The organism is Marivita sp., assembly GCF_020055635.1.
Taxonomy (GTDB): domain Bacteria; phylum Pseudomonadota; class Alphaproteobacteria; order Rhodobacterales; family Rhodobacteraceae; genus Marivita.
The window spans coordinates 1-5,675 of the sequence record NZ_JAIPUT010000117.1 but is presented as its reverse complement, the minus strand read 5'-3'; the positions used below and the strand labels follow the sequence as shown (position 1 = coordinate 5,675).

The following is a 5,675-nucleotide window of genomic DNA, read 5'->3' as shown; positions in this document are numbered from 1 at the left end:
AACAAGGCGGGAGGCAAAGCAATGGTGATAACTCCGGGCAAGTCGCTGTCCGGTATGCCTGGTATGCCCGAAAACGCGATCTCCTATGATGGGCCAGTCGATGTCATTGGAGATATCCAGATGATCGCGCGAGCGGTGGAGAACACCATATCTGACGGTTCGAGTTCGGGTGGTTGAACGATGGCTAAAGGCTCGGAGCGTTCTTCCGGCCATTCGGGGCGATACTCGACTACAGGCCGTTCTGAATGTCAGCTCTCGCTGACCCGGCACGGTTCCCTCGCTTCGGCGGCTAATAACCGGAAACCGCCCATGGGGCCCGTTGCCTCTCCAGCACAGAGAAAGTTGGCTTCCCGCGCTTACTCACACAACTGATTTCGGCTACGCCCAGCCTCCGCTTCCCCAAAAATCGCCATCTTCGATGTCGCGCGCTTTCGCGATCAGTGTCGCAGAACGCTACAGCGCGGTCACATGGACAACCCGTTCGCCGCCTCGTCCTGTTGCAGTTCCGCGGGGCGCTGCGGGTCAACCATGCGAAGCTGCGCCGCTTGCGGTCGGCTGTGGCCTGTTCTGTCCGCATGTCAGTCATCGCGGATCAACCTGTAGACCCAGGCATGCGAGCCGTCGGCCAGGGTGACACTGTCGCGGCGATAGAGCGCGCCAAGCCGCTCATAGCGATCCAGACGCAACAGGCCGCGGTCATCGACGGCAAAGACCACGCCCGACAGCGTTGCGTCCTGATCAGGGCGCATGTCGCGCCCGTCGCGGCGAAACCCTGCAAGACGCGCCTCCTGCGCCGGTGTGACCTCGCCCACGACGGCCAGCCTGATTGCCGGGCTTGTCAGGGTCGCATATCCGAACACGCGATGTGGTCCGTGCCCCGGCTCCGGCTGCGCAGCGATGATTGCCGGCGTCACCGGGGGCAGCCAGACGGGCAAGTGCACGATGCCGACCCAGAGGGTCAGGCCAAGCAGCACCGCGGCCAGCGAGATGCGCCGCAGCAATGTCATGTCCGTGCCCCGCCCAGGGCCAAGGCTGCCATTCGGAAACGATAGACCATGGGCGCTACGGTCCCGCAGATTGCAAGGAGAGTGCAACCCGCATAAGCGCGGCTATGACCCACGCCGACAGTCGCCACGATCGCACGGTCCTGACGCGCAAGGATGTCGCGGTGCTCGAAGGCACGGGTCCTGCGTCGATTGCAGGGACGGCACCGATGCGGGTAAGCGCGCTGCATTCCCGGGCGGTGAGGATACCGCACCGATCCTGTCATGTGCCGACATGCGATCCGACGTGAGTGGGACGAAGATCGGCGCGATCGGTTTCTGCATGGGAGGCGGGATGGCCATTGCAACAGCAGGAACCTTCCCCGACAGGGTCGTCGCGGTTGCGAGCTTCCACGGAGGTGGCCTGGCAACCGACGCGCCAGACAGCCCGCACCTCTACGCCTCGAAACTGCATGCTGAACTCTACATCGCGGCCGCCGAGGACGACGAGTTGTACCCGCCTGCAATGGCGGACAACTTCCAGTCCGCCATGGACGCGGCGGGCGTGACCTACACGCACGAAACCTACACGGCCGGCCACGGATCGATGAAGCCGGACTTCCCAAGTTACGGCAGAGCAGCAGCCGAGCGCGGATGGAGAGAGATGATCTCGTTCTTCGACCGCTTGCTGAAAGCCCGATAGTGCTGGTTCCACGACATGCAGGCGCCAGAGCCGCCCTTCGTTCGCTGTGCTTCAGCGATCGAAAGGCTCAGCGCAGACCTTCGCCCCCGGGGCGTCATGCCGCCAATCTTCTCCTGATCAAGTGCCGAGGTCGGATGGGAAAGCCGCCTCACAAGGGGGCAATGCGCTGCTTGGAAGCCAAATCCTCCAACTATGCCGTCTCACACCGCTCAGCGTGCCGAACTCGCGCGCCCATATCTCGCAGACCAAAATATAAGGATTTAGGCGTCCCCACCCTGCCCCAAAAACGGTCTCGACAATCGTTACGCGGAGGTTCGAATCCGCGCCCCCCAATAACAGCATCGACTCAGTGTTCGATAACCACTATTCGAGACCAACCGGCTATTCGGACTCGCGCACCAGCTTCCAGTACGCCTGGTGTCTCCTATTCCCCCCAACCCGTAACGTCATGGCCCCCATAGACCATCTTTCGGATCACCGGTGAGGCCAGCGACGAGGTGAAGCCATCGGCCGGCTTGCTGACTTCGTTCAGCCTATTCATCTGGTCGTCGTTCAGACGGATACCCGCCGCCGCGATGTTGCCGGTTAATTGCGTCACCGTGCGCGCACCGACGATGGTCGAGGCAACGCCCGGACGCGCCATTGCCCAAGCAAGCGCAGCCTGCGCCGGGTCGCAGGCCAGCTCGGCAGCGACGTCGCGGAGAGCGTCGAGAACAAGCCAGTTTCGATCCGTGAACTTGCTGTCGCCGAACGGGTTCGCGCCACTCAGCCGTCCAGTGTCGGCGGTATCGTCCCGCTTGTATTTCCCAGTCAGAAACCCGCCGGCCAGCGGGCTCCAGGGCATTACGCCCATGCCCCCCTCGCGCGCGGCGGGAAAATGCTCTGCCTCCACGTCCCGCGCCACCAGCGAGTATTCAACCTGCATGGCGATTGGGCCGGGTATCCGCCGCTCGGACGCGATCGTTGCGGCCTTCATCGCGACCCATGCGGGCATGTCGGACAAGGCATAGTGGCGGATTTTCCCGGCGCGCACCAGATCGCCCAGGGTTTGCACGATCTCTTCCACGGGGGTGACGCCATCCCAGATGTGCATCCAGTAAAGGTCGATATGGTCGGTGCCGAGCCGTCTGAGCGAGGCGTCGAGCGCGCGGTGGATGTTCTTGGACCCTGCCCCACCCGCATGGGGGTTGCCCCCGCCACCCGCCATCCCGGTCAGGGGGCTGCTCGATCCGTTGAAGCCGAACTTGGTGGCCAGCACGATGTCGTCGCGGGATTTGGTCTCGCGGATGAACTTGCCGACAAGTTCCTCGCTAAGCCCGCCAGAATAGATGTCCGCGGTATCCACGAAATTGCCGCCCGCGTCGCGGTAGGCGTCGAAGATCGCGCGCGACGCCGCCTCGTCCGCTCCCCAGTCGCCGGGGCCGAAGGTCATCGTGCCGAGGCAAAGCGGGCTGACGACAAGACCGGATCGTCCGAGAGCGCGGAAATTCGTGAGCGACATGATTGGATTCCTTGTTTCATATTGATCGTTATGGAACCCTATGGCCCCCTTGAGCGGCAACGTCAAAGACTTTATTAGTGATCGCTATGAAAACTGACCCCGCTCCGCGCCGCAAGACCGGCCGCCCCTTGTCCTTCGACCGTGACGCCGCGCTGGAAAAGGCGATGCTCGCATTCTGGGAAAGCGGTTACGAGACGACCTCGATCAGCGACTTGACCGCCGCGATGGGTGTGACCGCCCCCAGCATCTACGCGGCGTTTGGCGACAAGAAGCGATTGTTCCTCGAAGCGATGCGGCGTTACGCAGGCGATCCCGGCGATCTCGAGAAGGCGTTCGCCCGCGCACCGACCGCGCGGGATGCCGTGGCAGACATGCTCGAGAATGCGGCGACGCTCTACACGGGCGACGTGACCCCGAAGGGATGCCTGCTCGCCAGTGCCGCGGCCACGGGATCGAAGGACGCCGCTGATGTGCGGGAAGCGGCGGCGAAGGAGAGGCGCGCCATCCGCGCGATTATCATCGCACGTATCGAACAAGATATCGAGCGGGGGCTCCTGCCGCCGGACACGAAGTCCCGTGTCCTTGCCGATTTGGCGCTTGCGGTGACACAGGGCATGTCTGTTTTGGCCCGCGACGGTGCGGATCGGGATACGCTGCTGGCGGTAGCAAAAGCATCAATGGTGGGCTGGCCAAGTCCAATTGTCGGGAGAAACGCCGTTTAAGCGCTTTTCTGACGTAGCCACCCTTTGCGTAGTAGCATCCGTCGGTTCTACGCCTGCTCGTCCGGCGCAAGCGGTCCGCGTTGGCGGACGGAGGCTGTGGCGCCAATTCCATGAAGCGGCCTTCCATTACGGCGTGCAGCATCGTCCCCCTCCCGGGAGACCCCCGGAGCCGACGAGGCTGACGTTTACAATCGGTTGTGCCGATCGTGGTCCCAGAAGCCTCGCCATGCAGGATCACTGCACTGCACGTTCGATGTCCGGACCTTACCGCGGAAGGTCATCAGAGTGTCCTCGGTCGGGGGACTGCTTTTACGTCAGGCGATCTGTCGGGAAGGAGTCACGCCAGGGCGCGGCGGCGGGGTGCCGCCGGTGCATCTGGAAGGCAGCCGATGTCGGCCAGGGTTCTTTGCATTGCGAGAGCAAGCGGGGTCCGCGGCTCCGCCCCAAGCAGGTCGACAAGCCGCGTGTTGTCGAGACGCATGGGATGCCGCCAGACCGGCTCGATCTCGATGGCTTCCCGTGGAAAGCCGCCGAACGGAGCGGCCAGACGCATGAGCCACCAGGGAAATGACCTCTCGGGAACATCGCGCCCGACGACGGCCAGGATCGTGTTGACCATCGTCCGGCCATCCGCGTCCCACACTCCTTCGAACTGGAGGCATTCGTGCGACGACAGGCGGCGCGGCTTGTCGAGCAGTTGCGCGAAGGCTTCGGCGAGGTCGGGCAGATATGCGTAGGAGTGGGGCACGCCCTTGGCCATGCTCGTCACCTTTCGCACGGGAGCGCCGGGGGTCAGCATTGCCTGAGAAACCCAGCTCGACCGGGCGCCGGGGCCGAAGAAGTCACCGGCCCGCAGGATCAAGCTCGGGACATCCGGTGCGGCATCCGCAAGGCGCTGCTCGAGCGCGACTCGGATGCGTCCCTTGCGCGTGGTCGCCGTTTGCGGCGTCACTGCTGAGATCACCGGCGTTAAGCGCGGCTATGATCCACGCCGACAGTCGCCACGATCGCACGGTCCTGACGCGCAAGGATGTCGTGGTGCTCGAAGGCACGGGTCCTGCGTCGATTGCAGGGACGGCACCGATGCGGGTACCCTTGCGCTCAAGCAGGATGCCGATACGCCGATATCCAAACCGGCGTCGGCTCGAAGCAATCACATTCATTGCTTTGCGGATGTCCGGACTGTCAGGTGGGCGCTCCCGTCGCACAGTCTTCGGATCGACACCGATCAGAGCGCAGGCCCGGCGTTGCGAGATTCGGTGATCCCGCATCGCCTTGAGCGCTGCGTCTCGCCGCTGCATCGGTGTCGTCAGGGTTTTTCCAGCAAGTCCTTTAGCACGACATTGTCCAGCATCGTATCCGCCAGCAAACGCTTCAGCTTCGTGTTCTCGTCCTCAAGCTGTTTGAGCCGACGGGCATCCGACAATTCCATGCCGCCATACTTGGCCTTCAGCTTGTAAAATGAGGCCGGGCTGAGACCGTGCTTGCGGCAGACCTCTGCCGTGGCCATGCCAGCTTCCTGTTCTTTGATCATTCCGATGATCTGCGCTTCGGTGAAACGGCTTTTCCTCATGTCGTCTGCTCCTTCAAAGGTTGGGCAGACTCTACATCAGTTTGAGGGAACTTCCGGGGGCAGGTCAGTTCCGACACGGCGCAGAGCTTCGAGGTCCTGCCGCGCCGTTGGGCCGTGGAACGTACTCTCGCCTGGCTGGGCGGATGCCGCCGGCTCTCAAAGGATTGGGAAAAAACCATCGCCAGCGCAGAGG

The 5,675-nt window shown here is 63.2% G+C and carries 5 protein-coding genes and 2 pseudogenes; 3 read left to right on the top strand and 4 right to left on the bottom strand.

Translation table 11 applies throughout. The annotated features are described in order from the left end of the window. Positions 1 to 578: 578 nt before the first annotated feature. Positions 579 to 1,007, bottom strand: a complete 429-nt coding sequence (locus LCF60_RS23135; RefSeq protein ID WP_292294895.1) for a gamma-glutamylcyclotransferase family protein — start codon at positions 1,005 to 1,007, stop codon at positions 579 to 581. Between LCF60_RS23135 and LCF60_RS24695 the strand changes: the two genes are divergently transcribed. Next, positions 898 to 1,686, top strand: a complete 789-nt coding sequence (locus LCF60_RS24695) for a dienelactone hydrolase family protein (RefSeq protein ID WP_363318456.1) — start codon at positions 898 to 900, stop codon at positions 1,684 to 1,686. The two genes, LCF60_RS23135 and LCF60_RS24695, sit on opposite strands and share 110 nt — an antisense overlap. Before the next feature lie 424 nt (positions 1,687 to 2,110). On the opposite strand, the gene LCF60_RS23125 is transcribed toward LCF60_RS24695, so the two are convergent. Next, a complete protein-coding gene (locus LCF60_RS23125) occupies positions 2,111 to 3,187 on the bottom strand; it encodes an aldo/keto reductase (protein ID WP_292294893.1) in 1,077 nt (358 codons plus the stop codon). A gap of 86 nt (positions 3,188 to 3,273) precedes the next feature. Here LCF60_RS23125 and LCF60_RS23120 point away from each other — a divergent pair, with 86 nt between their 5' ends. Further along, positions 3,274 to 3,909: a TetR/AcrR family transcriptional regulator gene (locus tag LCF60_RS23120; protein WP_292294892.1), complete on the top strand. Its 636-nt coding sequence runs from the start codon at positions 3,274 to 3,276 to the stop codon at positions 3,907 to 3,909. Positions 3,910 to 4,246: 337 nt separating this feature from the next. On the opposite strand, the gene LCF60_RS23115 is transcribed toward LCF60_RS23120, so the two are convergent. Together LCF60_RS23115 and LCF60_RS23110 are read right to left on the bottom strand one after the other, a co-directional pair. Then, a complete protein-coding gene (locus LCF60_RS23115; protein ID WP_292294896.1) occupies positions 4,247 to 4,861 on the bottom strand; it encodes a hypothetical protein in 615 nt (204 codons plus the stop codon). 139 nt (positions 4,862 to 5,000) lie between these two features. Further along, positions 5,001 to 5,482 (bottom strand): annotated as a pseudogene (locus LCF60_RS23110) (transposase); the annotation flags it as partial. A gap of 69 nt (positions 5,483 to 5,551) precedes the next feature. Here LCF60_RS23110 and LCF60_RS23105 point away from each other — a divergent pair. Then, positions 5,552 to 5,675, top strand: a pseudogene (locus LCF60_RS23105) (IS5/IS1182 family transposase); the annotation flags it as partial.

Bases quoted from the DNA above. Each gene is read 5' to 3' on its own strand.
- LCF60_RS24695 (WP_363318456.1), top strand. From the start codon at position 898: ATGATTGCCGGCGTCACCGGGGGCAGCCAGACGGGCAAGTGCACGATG.
- LCF60_RS23135 (WP_292294895.1), bottom strand. From the start codon at position 1,007: ATGACATTGCTGCGGCGCATCTCGCTGGCCGCGGTGCTGCTTGGCCTG.
- LCF60_RS23125 (WP_292294893.1), bottom strand. From the start codon at position 3,187: ATGTCGCTCACGAATTTCCGCGCTCTCGGACGATCCGGTCTTGTCGTC.
- LCF60_RS23120 (WP_292294892.1), top strand. From the start codon at position 3,274: ATGAAAACTGACCCCGCTCCGCGCCGCAAGACCGGCCGCCCCTTGTCC.